This window comes from Bradyrhizobium sp. CCGB12, from assembly GCF_024199845.1.
Lineage (GTDB): Bacteria > Pseudomonadota > Alphaproteobacteria > Rhizobiales > Xanthobacteraceae > Bradyrhizobium.
Genome location: NZ_JANADO010000001.1, coordinates 5563177 through 5584313 on the forward strand (window position 1 = coordinate 5563177; position 21137 = coordinate 5584313).

Genomic DNA, 21137 nt, shown 5'->3' on the forward strand with positions numbered 1-21137 from the left:
GAGCGCTCTATCGGGTCCGCCAGACATACCCATGAGGTTTTGACTTGTATTTACCATTCCTGTCGAGCCGTGTTGCAAACCGCCTTAGTGAGCCGGCAATTAGCGCTATTGAACCGCTTGTTGATGCCGGCTCAATGGGAGGAGCCGGGCGCTATGTTTCGCCGTGAAGCCAGATCAGCTTTCAGACTCGTCTGTATATGCTCACGGGTGAGGAGGTAGTCTGGATCGCCACCGATCTCCACGGCGACCGTCGCGTGGTTCAGCGATATATCTGGTTGGCCAAGGTTGAAGTACTCTATGGCCAGATTGTTATGCGTGAGGGCGTGCCGGGGGTTTATTTCAAGGGCTCGAAGATAGTGTACAATGCTTTCGTTCGCCTTCCCGAGGTCAGAATAGGCGAGACCAAGATTACTTTGCAAATCGGGGTTCTTGGAATTGATCTCGGCTGCAGCTAGATAGGACTCCAAAGCTGCGTTAGGCCTGTCTTGCCGCATGAAGATGTTGCCCTTCTCGAAGTGAGCTCGCCATTCCTTTGGCTTGATAACAAGCGTTCTGTCGAGATCGTCCAAAGCCCAAGCGGCATCTCCCATTCTGTTGCGCAGGGCGGCCCTGTTAAGATGGGCCTCGTAATAGGGTGGGCAAAGCTCAATGGCGCGAGCATATGCCTTTAGAGCGTCAGCTTCCCTTCCCGGCACCTTCGAAAGCAGGTTCCCCAGGTCATTATAATACTCTCCGTAATAGGGATCGTAGGCGATAGCCTCGCCCAACTGCTTCTCGGCACGATGGAGATCACCGACGAGCTCATAGATTTGACTGGTATTGTAGATAAGAATCGATTGGTGCAGCTTGAAGCGCTCGCTGCCATAGACTTCCAGCATCTTGCCATGGCCTTCCGCGCAAAGAGTTAGCGCTTCGTCATACTTCTGCTGCTTGGCTTTGATGTAGGCATACGCGTTCTCTGCAAACACCTTAATATAATGATATTTGTCGTGCGCTTTGAAATCTCGTTCGATGGTCTCAAGATTGCGCACAGCATACTCTTCCGCCACCGTGAGGTTGACCGGCTGCTGATACCGTCCGTACGTCATCGATTGGGCGTAGAGAACGGTCGGTGTGTATTGGCTCTTTGGGAATGTCTTGTAGAATTCATCCAGATAGGGAACCGACACCCGCCCGCAGCCCAGCGAGTACAGCACAAAAGCCGCGCTGATGAAGGCGGCGTTTACCGGAGCATCTCCCGACCCGTAGGTGCGAAGCGCAGGATCGGCAACAATTTCGCCGAAGTAGCCAAACCACAAATCATAGAGCCCGATGCTCTGGAGGATCTCACTCGGTTCTGCGAGCAATTCCAGCCGCTTGTATTTGTCTCGTACCGCGAGCGCATGAAGCATGACGAGCGGCGCTTCGCCCGCCTTATAGCGGTCCAGGCAAGCACGGTGCAGCTGCTCGTGCAGATGATCCGCAGTCGCGTGCTCAAAGACTGCGTAGTTTCGTTGCGCAATCAGATCAGGCGTCGTGCAATCTGACTCGATGTACGACTTGAGAAGACTGCGTCTTTCACCGATGTTGAGGCTGGCTAGATAGAGGTCCGCGGTCGCAGTCGGGTCGAGATAGCCGATGACCGGCAATCCGGCTGCATCACATTTGCTTAGCGCTTGCGCGATCAGCGGATTTCCGCCGCTTGCCTCATAGATCTGCCGTTGCTTCTCCACAGTGAGATCCCGGTCAAGGATCGGCGCCAATTCCTGCGAGCTATATCTGCCGAAATGGACTTCGTTGGCGTCGGAGAAATAGAGGCGTTGTTCGTAATCGATGAGGACGAACCGAAACAGACGCGCATCGTCGTCCAGCCTGACGAGCAGCTTGATCAGATTCCTGGTCGGATTGGACAGAGCAGCCCCCCGGTCGATGACGATGATGTGACGTTCGTCGCGCTCCCGGGCACACTTCAGCAAGAATTCGGCTAGCCCGACCAGGAGCTTGTTTTGGTATTCATGATGATAGAAGCGTGTACGTTCCTCCCTGCTCGAGGTATTGGTCAGATCCTTCGGCACGGTAAACGCATCGCAGACCAGGAGAGGAAACAGCCGCTTCAAGGATTGTTGTGCCGCCTCAACCAGTTTTGGCACGTTTTCAGCAGCCCACCTCACTTCGGCGTCGATCAGCTTTTGCAGGCCGGCAAGATAACCGCCGGCCCGCCAGTCGCCGTCAGTGACTGAAAGGTGGGAACTAGAGCCCGCGAGCGCCGACTTGATCGTCGGCACGGGTGCCATGCCGGCTTCTGCTTTCAAGATCGTGATCGGACTGATCTCGACGGACGATGATATGGCCGGAGCAATGCGCTGCTGGATCAAATCAACCATTCTACTCTCCGCAAACCTGTACAAAGGAGGGTGGTCGAAAGAACCACCCTCCGATGCCGCTATGCTCTCATCAGGTAGATGCCTTCAAGGCACCCATCACCAGCCAATGTAAGGAGTGGTCGTGCGGATGGTGGTCCCGATTTCAGCGATCTTCTTTTTCATGACGCTTTCCTTTCCGTTTGAGGCACGAAGGACCGAGTGAACGCGCGGCCAGTCGTGCAAAGAAAGCATAGCGAATTGGCGCACGACTTCGCAGCGAAATTCCTTCGCAGTCGCTTTCAAGGAAATTGAAAGCCGGCCCGGATTGACGCTGGGCCAGCGCATTAGCGCCCGTGCGGCATGCAAGACGCAATCTAGATACGCGGTTGCGCGATGATGTATGCAAATGCGGCGCGTCCGTTTGCATCAATACCTTCTTGCGGCTTCCGAGCAAGAAAGGTGAGCGGCCGGACATGGATCTTGCGCGTCATGTGACGCGGCCCTGTCGATATCGTCGTAAATATGGACACGCAGCAGTCATGGATGCGTGCTGTCACGCAATTGTTTGATTTCCACGACCACAAACGGCTCGCCCTCTGTAGCCGCAGATGATGAAAGTCGCGCAGCACGCAAGGGCCTTGGGGTCAGTTCCGCGCATTGATGTTGAGGAGCATGCGTCGAGCCAGGTATGCAGGAACAAGATCTCATTCCAATTAGGCTGCATGCGCATCGGACCGAGCGTCCGAGATCGTCGTTAGACCGATCCGAGAGCGCTATAATATTCATGCTTGATGCGAGACCAAACCGCCGCGGGCACGGCAAGATAGGTCACCAGCATGCCAGGCATCCCATTGGTAACGTGAAACCGGCTTTGATCCGGTCCAGGACGACGACAGTCTCAAGGCGCTTTATATCTGGATTTTCGCTTATCAAGCGTCGGGTGAACTGCTCGTATTCCTCCATATTGTTTGCAGTTACTAGAAGGATGAAATCGGCTTGGCCGGTGACGTAGAATCCGCTCATGACCTCAGTCATCTTGCGGACTGCCCGCTTAAAGCGATCAATGATGTCCGCGCGATCGCGCTCGAAGAAAATGACGACCAGCATACTTACGTTTCGACCGATCGCTTTCGGCGAAATGATTGAGACGTCAGACTCTATCACGCCTTCCCTTCGTAGCCGCTTCAGTCGGCGCTGAACTCCGGATGCAGATAAGCCTACCTTCGCGCCGAGTTCTTCACTGCTTAGGCGATTGTTCTGTTGAACGAGATCAAGAAGACGAGCATCGATTTTGTCGATTTCCATGGCTGCATGGTGGACCATGGAGTGCGAGCGCCTGGTTAAAGCGTGCGACATCGTTCCGTTGTGCGAGCCTGCCAATTCAAAACCTCCTCCCGAGCACCTCTACGAATGTACTATTCAGCTGACAATCCGCGCACCGGCGGATTGAAAGGCTCAACTCTTAGCGCGCGGCGACTAACCAGTCGGGTCGACCGTGTGCCTGAATGCCCTGGCCGGCTTGCGTCGAACGACCTGTCATAGATTGAATTGGCCGCTGAAGCGCTGTTTTGGACGTCAACTTGTAGGAATCGTCGGCACCGATCTCTCTTGATTACAGCAGTTGATCGAGTAGTTCGTTCGGGGAGCGGTCCCGTCGGTATCGAAACCGCATAAAGACCGATGAAAGTGCGGTTCCTTTCGGATTGGCAAGACGTCCAGCGTGTCGCGTGGCGGAAGGGGTGGGTCGCTTCGTCGCATCGATTCGAGGCTCGACAGCCCAGCGAACCGAGACCGCAAAGCAACCGACCGGGAGGCATGTACTGCTCAGGATGGGTTCGTGTTGGGCTGCGATGGCCTCGACCGCACCCGGGAGATCGCCCTCGCTTTTGACATAGCTAGTCCTTCCCATTAGATCCGGCCCGCAGAGACGAGGCCGGTGAGGATCACAAGAGACTCAAACAGGAAGTAACTGCCAAAAATCAGTTCTGCGTCCGGCGCTGCGTCAATATCGCGTGCGTGGGCTTTTCGGGTGAAGCACCCCCCAGTAAGCATTCCAAGCGGCCGCTGGTCGCCAGGGCCTATGGGCGTCAGATATCCGCAGACCAACTGAGCCACGGTACGTTCCGCGAAGTCTCGGTACTTGGCGCCATCAACCGGTCCGAGTGCGGACGCAAGCCGCAAGGACGCTGCCGCGGCGATAGCAGTGGCCGCGGTGTCCCTGCTGGTCATCGGAATTGCAGGGTCATCAAAGTCCCAGTACGCAACGAGGTCCGCGGGAGCGTGGTCAATCCACCAGTTCAGCACGCGCACGGCATATTCGCGCCACAAAGACTCCTTTGGACGAACCATGGCAGCATGAGCGGTATAGAGCATCGCCCAACCCTGGGCTCGTCCCCAGGTGCTATCATCGCTATATCCCTTATGCGTATGGGTTCTCAGCACCTTGCCCGTTTGCGGATCGAGCGTTGACGATTGGATCACCGAATTATCGGAGCGCACATGGATCTCTAATACCCTCCGCATGTGGGCATTGGCGACTTCTTCCAAGTGCGAGTCACCCAACTGGTCCGCGGCCCAGTAAAGCAGGCCGGTGGCCTGGAGGGAGTCGATGCTGCTTTCGGCTATCCCCACGGCACTGGCCTCCTCAGCATCCTGGCCCAGCGGGATCAAGCCCAGTTTCGAGTCGAACATCTGCGCTAGAGATCTAGCTGCCGTGAGCGCGGCGTCACGGGCCCTTTCATCCCCGAAGAGGATACTTCCAAGTGCCGCACCGTGGTAGAAACCAAAGCCCTTGAATGCCGTCCGGCGCTCGGCGCGAGGCAGCATCCGGGCCAGCGCAGCATCGGCATCAGATATCGGGAAGCCCAGCGGATCTGCCAGATGGGCGAGCCAGAGTTGGCCGACGAAGGCTCCTCCGGTCCAATCACCATCGGACGTAAACGTCCATTTTCCATCTTCGGTGCGGGCCCAATGCGGCAGGCCCGCTGTGGAAGCATCCCGCGTTTGCGCGATGCGCCTCAACATGCGCTCACGCGCGGATAAGAAATCGCTTCTCGACATGGCTCCTCGCGAGAAAACTGTTGGACTCCTCGTGGAGTCCGAACTGTGGACACAGGACTCTCATATCAGTCGCCGATGTAGACGTGGCCGCGTTTCTTCGCGATGTGATAAACGACCACGCTCAGCACCGCGATCACTGATCCATAGACGGGAAACATCCAGGCCATCTGCGCATGCTGCAACCACACCAGCAAATAGGGTGACGTTCCGCCAAACAGCGACACCCCGAGCGCATACCCGACAGCGATGCCGGTCGTACGCACCGCGCGTGGCATCAATGTAGTGGCGATGAAATTGTAGAGGGCCATGTTGAAGCCGACGACTGCGCCGCCAAACACCATGACGAAGAAGAACGTCGAAATGCTCTTCTCCGAGTAAGCTAAGGTGAGGAAGAAGCACGCGACGAGCAGCAGCCGGAGCAGCGTGAATGCGCGCGAGGGTCTGATCTTGTCTGCAAAGGCGCCCACGAACGGCGCTGTGATGATCCAGATCAAGCCCATGAGAGTCGTGATGCCGTACACCCAGGTGCTGTTCTCCTTGAACACTCCGTTGGCCAGGTTCGGCAAACCGGCATTCCAGGCATAATTCGCGATCTGCACCGCTCCAACGACCAGGACGACAGCGAGCAGCGAAAGCCGTACGCTCCAGAGCGTCTTCCACACGTCGCCTGTGGTCTCCTGAGTGCGCGACAGTTCATCTCGATGCATGACGTGCTTGATCAAGGTCTCCGGCAGTTTGCTACGCAAATAGATGATCAGCAGGCCGAGTGCTCCACCGAACGCAAAGGGCAGCCGCCAAGCCCATTCGTGCATGGTCTCGGGAGCTACAGAGGCACTCACGAGAAAGGCGACCAAGCTGGAGGCGAAGACGCCGAGCTGGATAAATGTGCCACTGATCAGACCAAGATACCGTCCCTCCCTGCCCGGCGGTGCAAGTTCGATCGCAATGGAGTTGGCTACGCCCGCTTCAGCTCCGGTGGCCAGTCCTTGGATGAGCCGGACGAGCAGCAATATCACCGCCGCTGCGACACCAAGCTCATTATAGCCGGGCAAGACGGAAATCAGGAGCGAGCACAACGCCATTGCGGTGATGGAGATCATCATCACCCGCTTATGGCTGATGCGGTCGGCAATGGGACCGAGTATCGCTGCTCCCACCGGTCGCGCGAAGAAGCCTGCGCCGTATACGGCAAGTGCGGCGAGCAGCGAAGTCGTGGGATCGCTGGAGGGAAAGAAGAGAGGCGACAGAAAAGATGCCATCATTCCGTAGACGGTCCAGTCGTACCACTCCAGGGCTACGCCACCGCCCAGAGCAATGGTCATGCTCCTGGTAGCAACTTGTTTTTCCTGCGAGGCGCCCGGCGCCATCGCCTGCTGCGTGGCTGGACCTATCTGCTCAACGATAGTGGTCATTCATTCCCTCCTTTTATGATGAAAACGTTTACATTTTGGTGCGAACAACCCGCGTTGAGTGTTGCCGCACGGACGATTGCTAAGTCAGGGGCGATCTGAGGACTGCTCGTGGTCAACGCCCGGAGAATAGTGGTGGCCGCTTTTCGACGAAGGCAGCCATGCCCTCCTTTTGATCATCGGTGGTGAATGCATATCGGACTGCGCGCCGCTCGATCGCCAAGCCGGCCGACAGCGGGGTTTCGTAGGCTGCTTGAATCGATTCCTTGGCTAAACGGGCGGCGATCGGCGCACGATTGGAGATGACACGCGCTATCGCGAGCGCGCGTCCGAGCAACTCGGATGCTGGCAGCATTTCGGACGCGAGCCCCGCAGCCACCGCCTGTTGCGCGCTGATTGGCTCACCTGTCAACACCATCTGCATGGCGAGCGACTTGCCGACTATCCGCGTCAACCGCTGCGTAGCGCCATCACCAGGAATGATCCCGATCGTGATTTCCGGTTGCGCGAGCACGCTGTCTTCCGCGACCAGCAGGATGTCAGCGAGCATTGCGAGCTCTAGGCCGCCACCCAGGCACACGCCTCGAACGGCCGCAATGAGCGGCTTGGGGAAGCCGGCGATGATATCCCATGCAACCTGCCGTGAGGGATCGCTCAGCGCCGCGAAGCCGTCCTGCTGCATCTCCTTGATGTCAGCACCAGCGGAGAAAGCACGTTCATCACCACTGAGAACTACGCATCGCACAGACTCATCCGAACGAGCCGCACGAAGGGCATCCGCAAGCTGGCCCAGGAGAACCGCACTCAGTGCATTTCTTTGCCTTGGGCGATTGAGGCGCAGCAGCAGTATGGTTGGGTCAGGCCGCTCGGCGAAGATGAGGGACTGGGTAAGGTGGTTCATTTCATTCCTTGCAAACAATTTAGGCGCGGGCGGTCTTCTTCGGAAGAAAGCGTTGCATATTCGCTCGTGCGGTCTCGTGCAGGATATCCTGAGCAAAGTAGCGATTTGCCAAGTCATCCATGACTTCTGCCCTCGCGGTTACCGATGTTGAAAAAAACTGTTTCGTGGTCAGCACGGCGTGAGGCGGCATTGCCGCCAGGCCTTTGGCATAGCGGAGCGCCGCCTCGCGAGCAGTTTCAGTCGGAGGCGACAGAATGTCAGCAAGCCGCAACCTATGAGCCTCGACGCCATCGATCGCAGTCGGGCTCCAGCTCAAGGAGCGAGCTGCAAACGGTCCAACGCGGGCAGCTAAGGTGTCCAGCCCGAAACCCGGCAACCAACCTAGAGAAACCTCCGGCAAATGCCAGCGCGTCACTGGAGCCGTTACCACAACGTCGCACGACGCTGCGAGCATGAAGCCACCGCCCAACGCAAACCCATCGACAGCACACACGACAGGTTTTCTGACAAGAGCAAGGGAGCGTACAAAGGCGCCCAGTCGGCTATTCAGATCAAAGGTGTCGTTGGTGTCGCCGGCTGAAAAATCCTTAAGGTCCGCACCGGCTGAGAAACCAGGGCCGTTCCCAGCGAGCAATATCACATTGACGTTTTTATCGTTGGCCGCCCTGCCCACCGATTCAAGCAGATCTTTCAGGATTTCTTGGCCCAGAGCGTTGCGTCGCTCTGGCCTATTCATTGCGAGGATCTCGACCTTGTCCACGTAATCTCTTGCAACGAACTTCACGTCGGCCCCTCCCTTACAACTGTCCGGCGCTATCGTGAAACCGCACTGCCAAATTCATCGGCTCATTCTTGAAAATTCTTGCATCCATCAGCTTCAGCTCGGGCGAGATGGCTATCTCGAATTCAATGTTCGGCAGCACGTGCTTTTCGACCGATATGCCGGGCGCGACTTCGATCAGCATCAGGCCGTTCGGTGTAAGCTTGAACACAGCTCGCTCGGTAATGAATACGACCTCTTGCCGACGTTCTTTTGCAAAAGCGCCACTGAATGTGATCTGGTAGACATCCTTCACCCATTTTCTGACCGTTCCCTCATTCGCAATGACGAGAGAACCGCTGTCCGGGAAGGCCTTCAGTCCCGATGCCGTGAGGGTGCCGGAGAAGACGACTTTTCGAGCGCCCTGACTGATGTTTATGAACCCGCCAGGCCCTATGATCTTGTCGCCGAAGCGACTCACATTGACGTTGCCGTGCCGATCGACTTCCGCAGAAGACAGGAATGCGACATCAAGCCCGCCGCCATCGTAGAAATCGAATTGATCCGGTTGCGGCGCTATCATGTCGTAGTTTGTACCGGCGCCAGCATCCTGTCCGGGCGCAGGAATGCCGCCAATCACCCCTTGCTCAGCCGTCAGCGTGACTGCGCGATATATGCCTTCTTCAGCGGCCACGACCGCAATTCCGTTCGAAATACCATAGCCGATGTTGACGGTCGCTCCGGGGGTCAATTCAAGTGCCGCGCGGCGTGCAATTACCTTTCTCACATCGAACGGCAGAGAGGCGATTTTGCCATCCGGCACGCGCATTTTTCCCGCATAGGCCGGGCTATACTCCGTGGCATAAGTCTGTCGCTGATTAGGATCGACGACGAGGTAGTCGACCAGAACGCCGGGTATTCTTACTTCTCGTTGGTTTAGCGTGTTGGAGGCGGCGACCCGCTTGACCTGGACGATGACTATTCCACCCGAGCGGCGCGCTGCAGCCGCGATCGACATGCTTTCGCCAACATACGCCTCGTCCTCAAGCGAGATATTTCCCTTCTCGTCGGCAATGCTGCCTCTCAGGATCGCGACCTGGATTGGGAAGGTCTTATAGAGGAGGTGCTCCTCTCCTTCGATATCGACAACAGAGACCATATCCTCTTTGCTGCACTCGCTCTGCCTGCAGCCGCCGATGCGAGGATCGGCGAATGTGCGGAGCCCAACTTTCGTAATCACGCCGGGGCGCCCGGCTGCGTTTTCACGAGCAAGCTGCGCCAAAACCCCCTGGGGAATGGTGTAGGCTTCTATTTCATTGGCCAGCGCCCGCCGTCCAAGCGCAGGGCAATTGTTCAAACCGCTCGCCACAACTCGGCGAACCAGCCCCGGGGCAGCCAATTTGTTGAATCCGGTCGCGGCCCAATCGCCAATGGCCACCGTACCCACCAGCATCAAGTTCTTAGGAGACGCCTGCTCGGAATGAACGTCGCGGAGCGCGTCAATGATCAACTCGGGAATGGCAACTCCGGCTGAACCGCCGAAATAGACGCAATCGCCATCGGAGATCAGCGATACGGCCTGCCTTGCCGTTATGATTGGCACCTCGCCTGTCCGCTTGTCCTTCGCTTGCATGACTTCTCCACTGCCCAACAGCCGGCTCATTCGTCTGACCACCAATCATTTGCTTCGCACCGAATGCCCTTGCGGAACGCAAGGGCCGCGCGAGGATCTCGATCTATGAAAAGGTTTACATTATACTCCTTAGCTTCGCAAGTGAAAAAGTCAGTGACGACAAATTCAGCTCACTTTTGCCGGTTTTCTCTGCATTTTGCGTCGCTTTTCGATTTCCATTCCTTGATCTTGTATGGTAACGATTTCACAAATTGATCTGACGTAGCCTCTCAGGGCTGCCGGTGGGGAAGAAATAGGCTCATGGCTTTGGAAAAAAGGGCCCGTGGGGACCAAAGGCAATCAACGACCGTCGTCGAAATAGCTGAGCGGGCCGGCTGTTCTATCGCCACTGTTTCGCGTGTTTTGAATCGACCGGAAACCGTCGCGATCGATTTGAGAGAGCGCATCCTGCGGATCGTTGACGAGCTCGGCTACGTTCCCAACGGATCAGCTCGCGCGCTGCGATCCTCGCGCTCCCGACTGATCGGCTTGATCGTTCCGACACTGGACAGCGCGATCTTCACGCGAATGCTGGAGGGCCTCGAGAGCCGCCTGGCGCCGGCGGGTGCGTCGCTGGTCTACTCTGCAACAGGTTACGATCTGGACCGAGAGATTCGCGTTGTCCGCAACCTTATCGAAAAAGGTGTCGACGGCATTGTTCTCGTGGGCTCTTGCCATCGAAAGGAAACCCTCAAGCTGCTGCGCGAACACAAGGTAAGATTTGCTATCACCTACGCCCTCTCGGAAGATGTTTCGATTCCGAGCATGGGTTTTGACAATCGCAGTGGCGGGGCTTTGGCAGCAAATTACCTTGCAGATCTCGGTCATAAGAATCTTGCAGTCATAGCTGGTGTAACTCGCGAGAACGATCGTGCATCTGGTCGTCTTGAGGGCTTTCTGGCCATGGCTGAACGTCGTGGAATAGACCGCTCCAACATTGTCGTTGTGGAATCGCCGTACGAATTCAGCCGTGGCCGAGCCGCAGCTAAGATCATTCTCAATCAAAATAGGCATGTAACGGCAATATTTTGCGGCAGCGACCTACTTGCTGTCGGAGCTTTGCGCGGCTGCAAGGATGCAGGATTACGCGTCCCTCAAGACATATCGATGATTGGTTTTGATAATCTCGACATTGCCGAATACCTCACTCCCGGCCTTACGACGGTTGACGTCCCGGCTCGACTGATGGGCGAACAGGCAGCTAACTACTTTTTGGCAGATCAAAATGCGCTGGATATACATTCCAGAGTGGAGCTCGAAACGCGGCTAATCGTTCGAGAATCAACTGCGCCTGCGCGAGATAGGCAATGACAAAAAACGCATCCGCTTGTTGTCTGGCCAGCCGAAGCGGAATGCACCTGCCACTAAACTCACGCGTCGAACGACAGTCGTTTATCGACGTTCGCGCCGATCCGTGGCCCATCGCGGCCGAACAGCAGGAGGGCTGACCTCATTGTCCAATCATCGGCCGTAGTGATGCCTGGCAGATTGCTCGGCGAGCAAGGCCGAGGACATGTCTCACATACTGTTCGAGCCATAGAACATTCGCGATACCAGATCGATACGCACTACACCAACTGCTCCGCCAATGCTCCTCGTCCCCGAAAAGAGATCCTGACTCATGCAAGTCCAAAAAAGCGCGCTCTATAACGGCCTGTTTCCCGTCGCGCCAACGCCATTCACGGACTCTGGCGATCTCGACGTTGAGGGACAACGGCGTGTTCTGGATTGCATGATCGATCAGAAGGTCGACGGAATTTGCATTCTGGCAAACTATTCCGAGCAGTTTCTCTTGTCAGACGAAGAACGCAGATTGCTCGTTGACCTCTGCCTATCACATGTGGCCGGCCGCAAGCCGGTCATGGTGACATGCAGCCATTTCAGCACTCGTATCGCAGTGGAGCGCGCGCGCTATGCGGCCGAACGAGGCGCAAGCCTTCTCATGCTGATGCCGCCTTACCACGGCTCAGGACTCAAGGCCGACGAAGCGCACATGATCGAGCATTTCGCTCGTGTGGCCGATGCGGCAAGAATCCCGATCATGGTTCAGGACGCTCCGCTCAGCGGCGTAACGCTTTCGGTACCGTTTCTAGTGCGGCTGGCACGCGAGGTGCCGCTCGTTAGTTATTTCAAGATCGAAGTGCCGTTCGCTGCAGCGAAGCTGCGGGACCTAGTTGAGGCCGGAGAGGCTGCCATAGCTGGTCCGTTTGACGGAGAGGAAGCCATCACCATGATGGCTGACCTCGAAGCCGGCGCGACCGGGACGATGTCGAGCGCGCTGTGCCCCGATTTGTTGCGCCCGGTTTTCGATCATCACAAGGCGGGTCGGAGCGCGGACGCGGCCGCTGCGTATGCAAAAGTGCTGCCGTTGATCAACTACGAGAACCGTCAATGCGGCTTGCGCGCTGCCAAGAGCGTAATGCGGGAAGGCAACGTCATCAAGTGGGATGCTGTGCGGCATCCTCTCGAGCAAATTCATCCCCAGACGAAAGCAGGGCTGATTGAGCTTGCCCGCAGGGTCAACCCGTTGGCCCTCCGCTGGGGACGCTGAATCGTTCTGCTGAGAAACTCACCCGGCGACACGATCTGCAAGGCCGAGCGTTTGTGCCACCTACAAAATCCAACCCGAGTTTAGAGCTTATCGATGACAAAGAACTTTATTGCCGGCGAGTGGCTTGCTGCGGCGGAGGCCGCTCCAAACATCAACCCGTCGAACACCAACGACGTTGTGGGCGAGTATGCCCGCGCCTCGGCCATCGAGACTGAGCGGGCGGTTGCTGCCGCTTTTGATGCTTTTCCTGCTTGGTCGCGCTCCACCATACAGGCCCGGCATGACATCTTAAAGGCCGTCGGCGACGAGATCCAAGCTCGCAAGGACGAGCTCGGCCACCTACTCTCCCGCGAGGAGGGAAAGACCTTGCCGGAAGGCATCGGCGAGGTCGCGCGCGCCGCACAAATCTTCCAATTTTTCGCCGGCGAGTGCCTCCGCATGGCGGGCGAGAAGCTGCCATCGGTACGGCCGTCTGTGGAGGTGGAGATCACCCGCGAGCCAGTCGGGGTCATCGGGCTCATCACTCCCTGGAACTTTCCAATCGCTATTCCAGCGTGGAAGATCGCGCCGGCGCTTGCCTACGGCAACACCGTCGTGTTCAAGCCTGCCGAGCTCGTGCCGGGGTCGGCTCATGCGCTAGCCGAGATCATCGTCCGCGCCGGAGTGCCGGCAGGTGTGTTCAATCTCGTCATGGGCCGCGGAGCGGTCGTCGGCGAGGCCATGCTGACCAGCTCGAAGGTTTCCGCCATCTCCTTTACCGGCTCAGTGCCGACGGGTCGCAACATCGCCCAGACCTGCATCACCTCTGAACCGATGAAGAAGCTTCAGCTGGAGATGGGCGGCAAAAATCCTATGGTGGTCCTTGATGATGCCGATCTGAAGCTGGCAGTGGAATGCGCGGTGAACAGTGCCTTTTTCTCCACTGGCCAGCGCTGCACGGCCTCGTCGCGGCTGATTGTGACAAATGGCATCCACGATCGATTCGTGGCCGCCATGCAGGAGCGGATGCAGGGGCTCGTCATTGACGATGCCTTGAAAGCCGGCACGGAGGTTGGCCCGGTCGTCGACCAGGGCCAACTCGACCAGGACCTGAAATATATCAGCATAGGCCAGGCGGAAGGCGCCAAGCTTGTTGCCGGGGGCAAGCTCCTGAAACGCGAGGCGCCCGGATTCTATCTCGCACCGGCGCTGCTCACGGAAGTGAGCAACCAAATGCGCGTAGCGCGCGAGGAGATTTTCGGACCAGTCGCCACCGTGATCCGGGCCAAGGACTACGACGAGGCGCTTGAACTCGCCAATGACACACCATTCGGCCTTTCGTCGGGGATCTGCACCACGAGCTTAAAATACTCCGGTCATTTCAAGCGCAACGCAGAAGCCGGCATGGTGATGGTCAATCTGCCGACCGCCGGCGTGGACTATCACGTGCCATTCGGCGGCCGCAAAGGCTCGAGTTATGGATCGCGCGAGCAAGGCCGTTATGCGCAGGAATTCTATACAACTGTGAAGACGGCCTACACTTTCGACGGCAACGGTCCTTACGTCCACAAGGCCAACTCGAAGATGTAAGTGTCAAAGCGGCAGGTTCCCATCCGAGTTGACCAAAGTCACGCCGGAGACAGGCACTTGAGTAGTCCGACGATCAGAGACATTGCGCGGGAAGCAAATGTCGGTACTGCAACCGTCGAGCGGGTCCTCAACGACCGCGGTGGCGTGAGGACCGAGCTAGCCGAAAGAGTTATCAAGGCTGCAAAGAAACTGAAATATGGCGATCGGAGATTGAGGCCTCACAGCGGCATCATCCGGATTGAGGTGCTTCTGGTCCAACCGGAGGCCGAGATGTTTTATGCCGACCTCAACACTACTTTCCAGCGAATTTCTGCCTCGCTGGATCCAGCAATTTTGGTTCACCGAACGTTCGTTCGCGAGGACGATATCGCCGCCATTGCCCGGCATATTGCACAACCTCCTGTTCGCCGGGCCGGTCTCATCGTTCTGGCTCCAGACCATCCGGAAATTACAGAGAGCATCCGCCAAGTCCGCCTGTCGGGCGTGGAAGTTGTGCAGTTGCTGACGGGAAGTGCCGGCGAAGATGTGCCCTATATCGGTATCGACAACTACGCAGCGGGAAGGACCGCCGCCTACTATATGTCGCACATGCTACAAGGACGCAGCGGCACGTTGCTCGCCATGTGCCACAGCGGAGCCTACCGGGCACATAGGGAGCGAATACGCGGCTTCTCCGACTATCTCACGCAGCACACGAAGCGCGATCACCATTTCTACCTTGTCATTTTCGGACATGATGACAATTTGCTTTCGGCAGAAAGGCTCGCGCAAGCATTGCGGGACGACAATCGCGTTATCGGACTATACACTGTGGGCGCTGGCAGGGACGGGATCGCGGCGGCTTTGCATGCGCATCCTGCTAAGGTATTCTGGATTGGCCACGCTCTCAGTCAGAGCACGGCAAAATGTCTCCGGTCTGGTTTGATGGATATCTGCATCGATGGTGCGCCGGAGACCCAGGCGCGCCGCTCGCTTGATACGGTGCTTCGCCGCCTCGGGCTAATCGAAGTCGATGTGAGCAACGCACCTGTTCAGTTTCTCACCATCACCGCGCAGAATCTTTCGATCAGCATCTGAGCGTTTCAACGAACTTGCTCCGCGCGTAGAGGAGAGGCTGTCGTGCGGCCCGCAGGCTTGCGCGTCGTACGCCCTGGCCGGAGAACAAAAAAAAGCCGCTGCTGGACTGTCCAACAGCGGCTAAGGTGCAGGGAGGAAGCAGACGAGCCCGGTCTGCCAGCGGATCACTGATGCCGGCTGATCACGGATTCCGCTCACCACTCATCGCAAAAAATCTTGGTCTGGAGGCACCGCAGATCGCCTGGCAGGTTTAATCTGGCCTTTCGCAATCCTTCTTCATCGGTATGTCGTCTGTTCAATGATGAATCGTGTCGCATTGACAAAGTCCGACAGAGGCTGGCCGGCACGGCGGTAGACTTCCCGATCTAAAACCAAGTGACGGCGCTCTGAGCGCTTCTCGCAGCGCTCCTTGATAAGCAAACCGCCCACCGGAGTTTCGCCTTCGTGAGGCTCCGCCTCTCGACAAGTCCACCCTCCTTCCCCATATCGAGCTCTCACGATGAGTGCCAACAGATATGCTTTCTTACGCCAGAAGGGACGTGCGTTCGGATCCGTGTCGATCCGAATACCTTGCAACGCGCCGCTGCTGTCGACGAGTCCCGTCAGCAGTACGGGGTGACCGCCGAGCTTCGTACCCTGATATTTATCGCTTAGAGCCGCCAGTGGATTGAGGTCGTCATTGAATCGAAACGAGAGTCCGTGCAAACCCATTTGATCAGCCGGACACGCCTGAAAGTCGTTCCAACCAGCCAGCTTGGCTCCTTCTTTGTCGGCACAAGCAAGGTTGATATACTCTTCAGGCGGGATGCTGGCGACCGACATCCCAAGGCTCAGGTCGCGAAAGTCGGCCACCTGGCCTGCGTTGGCAGCGCCACGAGCGGCTAACAGAAGTAACAGTGGCATCACCCAGATCGATGGTGTTCGGGTCATCGCTTCTTTTCCGTCTCGGCTGCCTGCGAGTTTATCGAGATGTTCTTGTAGACTTCGCAGGCCCTTGAGCCCTCTCCGTAAAAGTCAGTGCAGTCTTGATAGCTTGTTGGCCCCTTGCCCTTGATATGTTCCAGAACGTAGTCAACGACTTTCTCGACCTCCATCGGCCGGAGAAATGTAGCCGCATCCGGAGGCAGATCCTTGCCGAGATCTTGGGCCGTGATGCCCGAATAGCATGGGTAGTCCTTGTAGGCGTCACGATCAAAACGCGGCATTCCGGTTCCTGGCCGCCCGCAATGGACGACCTCGATGATTTCATCGCGGGTGAGCTGTGTTGCTCGCAATGAGAGCGCTGCGCCACCATAACCGCCGCCTCCACCGCCATGCCATTTGTGGCAGCCGACGCAATTTGCCTTTTCGTAGATGCGCTGCCCTTCATCAAGCGCACGGTGCACTCCGTTGATTACCGGCCCCGGTACGGGTGTGCCACCTTCACCTCGAGCCAAATTTGGCGTCGCGACAAGCGCCAAGCCGCTACCTGCGATCAAAATCAAACCTATTGCGCCAAGGCGCTGCGCGCTGTTAGCCTTCTGGTTCTCGCGCTCAACCGTCGATTCCATTCTTTCCTCTTGAACGTTGACGACGTGGGGCGCGCTGGGCGCCCCACTCCGCCGCCCAGCTGATCACAATGAAAAAACGTAGAGCATGGAGCCCGGGGGCACCTTCTCAAGGCCCTTTGTGGAATCGAGGTTCCACTTGTCCCATGCGCCGCCCAGTCCCACGAGGATCGCGATATATTGCTTTCCGTCGACCGAGAACGTCATGGGGGGAGCATTGACGCCGCCGCCAGTGTTGAACTCCCATACCTTGTTCAGGGTCTTGGCATCGAGAGCGTAGAGCTCTCCGGAGGGGTGGCCAGCGAATACCAACTCGGGTGTTGCAAGTAGCCCGCCCAGCATTGGATACTTGGTCTCATACTTGCCTGTGACCTTACCTGTGGTCACATCAATAGCAGTCACGCTTCCTGTTATGGGCATCTTCACGACTGGACCGCCCCCTGTGAAAAATTCACGAGGCTTCCAATCGCCAGGCTTGGTCTCCTTGTTATCCAACTCGTCACAGCTCTCGATGACCGGGATGTACCAGGTCTTCAAGTCCGGATGGTAGGCGGTCGGCGGCCAGTTCTTGCCACCGTTATGTCCAGGACAAATGGTGACATGCGTATTCTTCCGGTTCAGCGTCGCCTGAGGATCGTAAGTCTGCACCGCTTTGCTGGAATCATACTCGATCGGTTTTCCGGTCTCAGGATTGAGGCCCTTGGTCCAGGTCACCTTCTTCACGAACGGGGTGGCCCAAAGAAAAGAGCCGTCGGTGCGATCGAGGGCATAGCCGAAGCCGTTGCGATCGGCTTCAAGCACAACCTTGCGCGTCTTTCCCTTGAACGGAAGGTCGACGAGGACTCTCTCGGCAACACTATCATAATCAAATGGATCATTTGGTGTGTGCTGGAAGTGCCATTTGACCTTGCCGGTGTCCGGATCCAATGCGAGGGTGCTATCAGTAAAAAGGTTATCGCCTTGACGGTATTCGGAATCAAAATCCGGCCCGGGATTTCCGACGCCCCAATAAATCAAGTGAGCTTGAGGGTCGTACGACCCAGTCACCCAGGTTGATCCCCCGCCCGTCTTCCAGGCGTCGTGACCATCCTTCCAAGTTTCGTTCCCCGGTTCACCCTTTGCTGGAATCGTGTAGGTGCGCCACACTTCCTTTTGAGACTTCAAGTCGGTGGCAGCAATCCAACCTCGGATACCGTACTCGGCACCCGCGACGCCGGTAATGGCCATGTTCTTGACGATTAAAGGCGCGCCAGTGATCACTTCGCCCTTGTCGGGATCGGCCACTCTGCGCTCCCAAGCGACTTTGCCATCGTCCTTATTGGTGGCAACCAAACGCCCATCAAGGGTGTGGGAGATTACAAAATTGCCCCATAGCGCAGCGCCTCGATTGTTGACGCCGCAACAAGCAATCGCGCCTGCCCAGTCGTGGTCGGTCTTCGGGTCCATCTTCCAGACCAGATTCCCGTTCCCGCCGTGGAGATCGATTTTGTAGACGGATCCCCACCCGTCGGTCACATACATGAATCCGTTCTCGACAATCGGAGTTCCTTCGAGACCGCCATGGCTCCAAATACCGCCCCCCTCGATACCGCCCAGCGCCATTGTCCAGGCAACGTGCAGCCCCTTGACGCTATTGAGGTTGATCTGACTGAGCGGTGAGTAACGCTGTGCCGTGTAATCGCGGTGGTGATGCAGCCAGTTGTTCGTTTCCTGCGTCGCATCGAGAAGCCGCGCTTGGGTCGTTTCATCGGCAGTAGCCGCCGCACTGCCGAGGACGCCTGCCATTAGGCCAATCCCCACGATCGTGCTGACGGTCCGCCATACTCCAACTCGCGTCCTGCTTACCTTGGACATCCCTTCACTCCTCTAGTGGCCAATTTTTTGGTGATTGTACTCGAACTCAGTCGCGGCTCTGGGCGATCGTCTAGACGCGGATCTGATCGCCTCCTGCTGGAAGCGAACGAATGCGTTTCCCCGTCGCGGCGAAGATCGCATTGCACAGCGCCGGCAGAAACGGCGGCACTCCCGGCTCCCCGACACCGCCCGCGGGCACGTCAGAACCGTTCGGAACGATGTGAACACGCACGTTTATCGGTGCATTGTCGATGCGGGCCACCGGATAGTTATCAAAATTGCTCTGTTCGGCGCGCCCCTTCGCGAACGAGATCTCGCCGATGAAGTTGCTCAGCCCCATGACTGCTGCTCCCTCAATCTGGGACCGAATCCGCTCCGGGTTGACGGCAAAACCGCAGTCGATCGCAGTCTCCACCCGCGGAATGATCAGCTTTCCTTGGCGATCCACCCCAACTTCAACAACTGTCGCCACGTAGGACAGGAAGCTTCGGTGTGCCGCGATTCCGAGGCCGCTTCCCTTCGGAAGCGATCTTCCCCAGTTTGCGCGCGAGGCCGCCAAGTTGACCACGTTCCTGAGGCGTTCAGTATCGATGGGATAGGTCGAATACGGATCGCCGTAGTTCCAAAGCGGATCCGTCAAACCGAGTGTTTCAAGCTCAAGCTTTCGCGAAGGTCCGATGATTTCGAGGAGGAAGTCTTTGGGATCCTTCCCCAGGGCTTGCGCGATCTCGGCAATGAAGGATTGTACGGCGAACGCATGAGGTATGTTGTTGACGGATCGAAACCAGCCGATTCGCGTCAGTGCCGGCGCTTCGCCGGTCTCGACGCGGACATTCGGGATGTCCAGCGCGACATCTGCAAGTCCTAACCCGAGTTCAACAACCTGCTCGCGCTTTGGATCAGGCTTGAAATTCGCAAACAAGGTTGGTGCGACAGAGCGATGCCGCCATGCAATCACTTTTCCCGATGAGTCAACGCCTGCGTCCAAACGCGAATAGGTGACCGTATGATAGAAGCCATGATGCAGGTCGTCCTCTCGCGTCCAGGCGAGCTTAACCGGCGCACCATCGAGTGCCTTGGAAAGCAGTACGGCTTCCTGCGCGAAATCCGATTGGCACTTTCTGCCAAAGCCACCACCAAGAAGTGTGACGTTCACTTTCACCCTCTCGATCGGAAGATCGAGCAGCTTGGCGAATGCTTCGCGCGCGCCAAACGGATATTGCAAGGGAGCCCAGACTTCGCACTCCCCATCGCGAATCGTGGCCGTCGCAACCGGCGGTTCCATCGAGGCTTGAGCGAGGTGTGGCACGTAATATTCGGCGGATAGAATCTTTGATGCGGCGGCGAACGCCCGCTCGAAATCTCCCTGATCGCGCTCAACGCGACCCGTCTTACTTGCGACTTCAGCCATCTGCCGTCGATATGCGGCAGAATCGTAGCCGCCATTTTCGCCCTCTTCCCAGTCGAGCTTCAAAGCTTCTCGACCCTTAATAGCCGCCCACGTGTTCGTAGCCACCACAGCGATCCCTCCGAGAGGTGAGAATGCGGCAGGCGGCGCCCAACTGGCCTTGAGCTCAAGCACCTTTTCGACGCCTGGAATCTTGAGGGCATCGGTTGCATCGAAGGATCTAATCCTCCCGCCAACAACGGGAGGGCGAGCAATCACGGCGTATTTCATGCCGGGCAGCCGAACATCGTATCCGTACTGTGCCCTCCCGACTGTGATGTCGAACAGGTCATAGATTGGAACGTTGCCATGGCCGACATACCGGAAAGCATCGTCGGACTTGAACTTCAGGGACTCTACTGGCGGGGTCGGCAAGTCCATCGCGGCTTTTGCGAGTTCACCATAACCAAGCTTGCGGCCGGTCCGTCGATGCATGACCTCGTGATTTGTGGCTTGAACTTCCGATGAGGAAACTCCCCACCTCTTCGCCGCCGCTTGCTCCAGCATCTGGCGCATCGCTGCGCCGACTTGTCTCATCGGCTGGAGGAAGTGACGCATGCTACGAGAGCCGTCGGTGTCTTGATTGCCGTACCGCGGCTCGTCGGCAAGCGCTTGGACTATACGAACCTTCGACCAATCAGCCTCCAATTCGTCTGCCACCACCATCGGAAGTGAAGTTCGAATTCCCGTGCCCATTTCGGACCGATGGGCAGTAATCGATACAATGCCCGACGAATCAATTGAGACGAAGACATGCGGATCGGTGACAACCCCGTGCGGCATTTGCGCGGCCCCGGTTTCATAAGCTTGACCCGGCTCAAGGCCCAAAATCTCAACGGCTAGAGCAAAGGCGGCCACGGCAGCCGTCGAGCGAAGGAATTGACGGCGGCTAACGTTTTCGATTCTTATGCAAGGATCGGATGAGGTCCTCAGCGCATGCATGGTCAT

At 57.3% G+C, this 21137-nt stretch carries 15 protein-coding genes; 4 read left to right on the forward strand and 11 right to left on the reverse strand.

What is annotated here, in order from left to right:
- Positions 1 to 131 precede the first annotated feature (131 nt).
- The 7 genes from NLM27_RS25620 to NLM27_RS25650 all read right to left on the reverse strand — a co-directional run bounded on the left by NLM27_RS25620 (position 132) and on the right by NLM27_RS25650 (position 10105).
- Positions 132 to 2363, reverse strand: a complete 2232-nt coding sequence (locus NLM27_RS25620) for a tetratricopeptide repeat protein (protein WP_254145967.1) — start codon at positions 2361 to 2363, stop codon at positions 132 to 134.
- Between the two features lie 807 nt (positions 2364 to 3170).
- Positions 3171 to 3647 carry an Lrp/AsnC family transcriptional regulator gene (locus NLM27_RS25625; RefSeq protein WP_254148924.1) on the reverse strand — a complete coding sequence of 159 codons (477 nt, stop codon included), beginning with the start codon at positions 3645 to 3647 and terminating at the stop codon, positions 3171 to 3173.
- A gap of 603 nt (positions 3648 to 4250) precedes the next feature.
- Positions 4251 to 5402, reverse strand: coding sequence for a glycoside hydrolase family 88 protein (locus NLM27_RS25630; RefSeq protein ID WP_254145968.1), 1152 nt, complete (start codon positions 5400 to 5402; stop codon positions 4251 to 4253).
- A 65-nt stretch (positions 5403 to 5467) separates the two neighbouring features.
- Entirely contained in the window at positions 5468 to 6814 is a 1347-nt protein-coding gene (locus tag NLM27_RS25635; protein WP_254145969.1) for an MFS transporter, read from the reverse strand.
- A gap of 112 nt (positions 6815 to 6926) precedes the next feature.
- Positions 6927 to 7712 carry an enoyl-CoA hydratase-related protein gene (locus NLM27_RS25640; protein WP_254145970.1) on the reverse strand — a complete coding sequence of 262 codons (786 nt, stop codon included), beginning with the start codon at positions 7710 to 7712 and terminating at the stop codon, positions 6927 to 6929.
- Positions 7713 to 7731: 19 nt separating this feature from the next.
- The gene (locus NLM27_RS25645) at positions 7732 to 8496 is read right to left on the reverse strand and encodes an enoyl-CoA hydratase/isomerase family protein (protein WP_254145971.1); all 765 of its coding nucleotides are present in this window, start codon (positions 8494 to 8496) and stop codon (positions 7732 to 7734) included.
- A gap of 13 nt (positions 8497 to 8509) precedes the next feature.
- Complete coding sequence (locus NLM27_RS25650; protein ID WP_254145972.1) at positions 8510 to 10105, reverse strand: acyl CoA:acetate/3-ketoacid CoA transferase; 1596 nt, start codon at positions 10103 to 10105, stop codon at positions 8510 to 8512.
- Positions 10106 to 10405: 300 nt separating this feature from the next.
- On the opposite strand from NLM27_RS25650, the gene NLM27_RS25655 reads away from it, so the two are divergent.
- From NLM27_RS25655 to NLM27_RS25670, 4 genes are all read left to right on the forward strand, one after another.
- Positions 10406 to 11455 carry a LacI family DNA-binding transcriptional regulator gene (locus NLM27_RS25655; protein WP_254145973.1) on the forward strand — a complete coding sequence of 350 codons (1050 nt, stop codon included), beginning with the start codon at positions 10406 to 10408 and terminating at the stop codon, positions 11453 to 11455.
- A 310-nt stretch (positions 11456 to 11765) separates the two neighbouring features.
- On the forward strand, positions 11766 to 12695 hold the full coding sequence (locus tag NLM27_RS25660; protein ID WP_254145974.1) for a dihydrodipicolinate synthase family protein: 930 nt from the start codon (positions 11766 to 11768) through the stop codon (positions 12693 to 12695).
- Positions 12696 to 12788: 93 nt separating this feature from the next.
- Entirely contained in the window at positions 12789 to 14264 is a 1476-nt protein-coding gene (locus tag NLM27_RS25665; protein WP_254145975.1) for an aldehyde dehydrogenase family protein, read from the forward strand.
- 57 nt (positions 14265 to 14321) lie between these two features.
- Positions 14322 to 15341 carry a LacI family DNA-binding transcriptional regulator gene (locus NLM27_RS25670; RefSeq protein ID WP_254145976.1) on the forward strand — a complete coding sequence of 340 codons (1020 nt, stop codon included), beginning with the start codon at positions 14322 to 14324 and terminating at the stop codon, positions 15339 to 15341.
- A gap of 276 nt (positions 15342 to 15617) precedes the next feature.
- On the opposite strand, the gene NLM27_RS25675 is transcribed toward NLM27_RS25670, so the two are convergent.
- The 4 genes from NLM27_RS25675 to NLM27_RS25690 form a co-directional block, all read right to left on the reverse strand.
- Complete coding sequence (locus NLM27_RS25675; protein ID WP_254145977.1) at positions 15618 to 16271, reverse strand: hypothetical protein; 654 nt, start codon at positions 16269 to 16271, stop codon at positions 15618 to 15620.
- On the reverse strand, positions 16268 to 16891 hold the full coding sequence (locus tag NLM27_RS25680) for a cytochrome c (RefSeq protein WP_254145978.1): 624 nt from the start codon (positions 16889 to 16891) through the stop codon (positions 16268 to 16270). Before NLM27_RS25680 ends, NLM27_RS25675 begins: the two co-directional genes overlap by 4 nt.
- Positions 16892 to 16954: 63 nt before the next feature.
- Positions 16955 to 18673, reverse strand: coding sequence for a PQQ-dependent dehydrogenase, methanol/ethanol family (locus NLM27_RS25685; RefSeq protein ID WP_254145979.1), 1719 nt, complete (start codon positions 18671 to 18673; stop codon positions 16955 to 16957).
- A gap of 139 nt (positions 18674 to 18812) precedes the next feature.
- Positions 18813 to 21137, reverse strand: coding sequence for a xanthine dehydrogenase family protein molybdopterin-binding subunit (locus NLM27_RS25690; RefSeq protein WP_254145980.1), 2325 nt, complete (start codon positions 21135 to 21137; stop codon positions 18813 to 18815).

Bases quoted from the DNA above. Each gene is read 5' to 3' on its own strand.
- NLM27_RS25620 (WP_254145967.1), bottom strand. From the start codon at position 2,363: ATGGTTGATTTGATCCAGCAGCGCATTGCTCCGGCCATATCATCGTCC.
- NLM27_RS25625 (WP_254148924.1), bottom strand. From the start codon at position 3,647: ATGGAAATCGACAAAATCGATGCTCGTCTTCTTGATCTCGTTCAACAG.
- NLM27_RS25630 (WP_254145968.1), bottom strand. From the start codon at position 5,402: ATGTCGAGAAGCGATTTCTTATCCGCGCGTGAGCGCATGTTGAGGCGC.
- NLM27_RS25635 (WP_254145969.1), bottom strand. From the start codon at position 6,814: ATGACCACTATCGTTGAGCAGATAGGTCCAGCCACGCAGCAGGCGATG.
- NLM27_RS25640 (WP_254145970.1), bottom strand. From the start codon at position 7,712: ATGAACCACCTTACCCAGTCCCTCATCTTCGCCGAGCGGCCTGACCCA.
- NLM27_RS25650 (WP_254145972.1), bottom strand. From the start codon at position 10,105: ATGCAAGCGAAGGACAAGCGGACAGGCGAGGTGCCAATCATAACGGCA.
- NLM27_RS25655 (WP_254145973.1), top strand. From the start codon at position 10,406: ATGGCTTTGGAAAAAAGGGCCCGTGGGGACCAAAGGCAATCAACGACC.
- NLM27_RS25660 (WP_254145974.1), top strand. From the start codon at position 11,766: ATGCAAGTCCAAAAAAGCGCGCTCTATAACGGCCTGTTTCCCGTCGCG.
- NLM27_RS25665 (WP_254145975.1), top strand. From the start codon at position 12,789: ATGACAAAGAACTTTATTGCCGGCGAGTGGCTTGCTGCGGCGGAGGCC.
- NLM27_RS25675 (WP_254145977.1), bottom strand. From the start codon at position 16,271: ATGACCCGAACACCATCGATCTGGGTGATGCCACTGTTACTTCTGTTA.
- NLM27_RS25680 (WP_254145978.1), bottom strand. From the start codon at position 16,891: ATGGAATCGACGGTTGAGCGCGAGAACCAGAAGGCTAACAGCGCGCAG.
- NLM27_RS25685 (WP_254145979.1), bottom strand. From the start codon at position 18,673: ATGGCAGGCGTCCTCGGCAGTGCGGCGGCTACTGCCGATGAAACGACC.
- NLM27_RS25690 (WP_254145980.1), bottom strand. From the start codon at position 21,137: ATGACCATGCATGCGCTGAGGACCTCATCCGATCCTTGCATAAGAATC.